A 1,121-nucleotide genomic window follows, 5' to 3' on the forward strand; every position below is an offset into this window, starting at 1 on the left:
ACTTTAACGATTACGGATGCTCCTGATGCCCCAGTTAGTGGAGGCGATCAGACCGAGTGTGAGGCCAGTCCAATTCAGACATTAACAGCTACTGCCACAGTACCGGGAGGTCAGGCGGTTGTTTGGTATGATGCTGCTACTGGTGGTTCCGTTGTTACTGCTCCAATCCTGAACAGTGTTGGTAGTATTACATATTATGCGCAGGCCGTTGTTGATGATAATGGTTGCTTTAGTTTAACAAGAACCCCAGTAACCTTAACTATAAACAACTGTGGTATCAATATCGAAAAAATAGCCAGCCCGAATAATCCAGCTGGATGTACTCCATTGGCTGTTGGCGAGAGCATTTCATATACTTTCAAGGTTACAAACAATGGTAATACTCCTATTAGTAATGTAGTAGTAACTGATCCTATGATTGCTACAATTTCTGGCCCATCGGGGGATACAAATAGTGACAACAAGCTTGATGTTTCAGAAATCTGGGAGTTTACAGGTTCGTATGTTGTTACTGCACAGGATATTATTAACGGTCAAGTTGTAAATACTGCGGAAGTAAATGGAGAGGCTGAGGCATCTACTCCATTCCCGGTTTCAGGATCAGATTCGGAAACCGTAAACCTTTGTCAAAATGCTGAAATGTCTATCGTTAAATCGACTAGCAGCGCAACGACAGATTGTATCAACTTTAATGTTGGAGATACCATTGACTATGAGTTTGTTGTAACAAATGAAGGAGATGTAGATATCGAAGATGTTGTTATTACAGACCCATTATTTGAATCTCCAAACCCAATAGTTACAATTAATTTAGATTCGGGAGATTTAAATAACGATGGCATTTTAAATGTAGGTGAAGCTTGGACTTTTATAGCTACATATATAGTTGACCAAGATAATATAGATGCAGGATCTATAGTGAATACCGCTACTGTAAATGGTGTTTCTCCCTTAGGACCTGTAGATACTGCTACAAGTAATACAGTTACAGTGCTAATCTGTACTGATGCGAGCATCGCGCTTATTAAAACTTCAGATGTTGAAGTAGATCCAACTACAGGATGTTCAACACTAGCGGTTGGTGATGTAATCAACTATAGCTTCTCAGTTAAAAACACTGG

The 1,121-nt window shown here is 40.0% G+C and carries 1 protein-coding gene; it reads left to right on the forward strand.

Features of this window, described 5'->3' with window-relative positions:
* Positions 1–1,121, forward strand: a 1,121-nt coding sequence (locus K8344_RS13895) for a DUF7507 domain-containing protein (RefSeq protein ID WP_420908358.1), incomplete at both ends; no start/stop codon positions are given.

The organism is Aequorivita xiaoshiensis, assembly GCF_022008395.1.
Classification (GTDB): Bacteria; Bacteroidota; Bacteroidia; order Flavobacteriales; family Flavobacteriaceae; genus Aequorivita; species Aequorivita xiaoshiensis.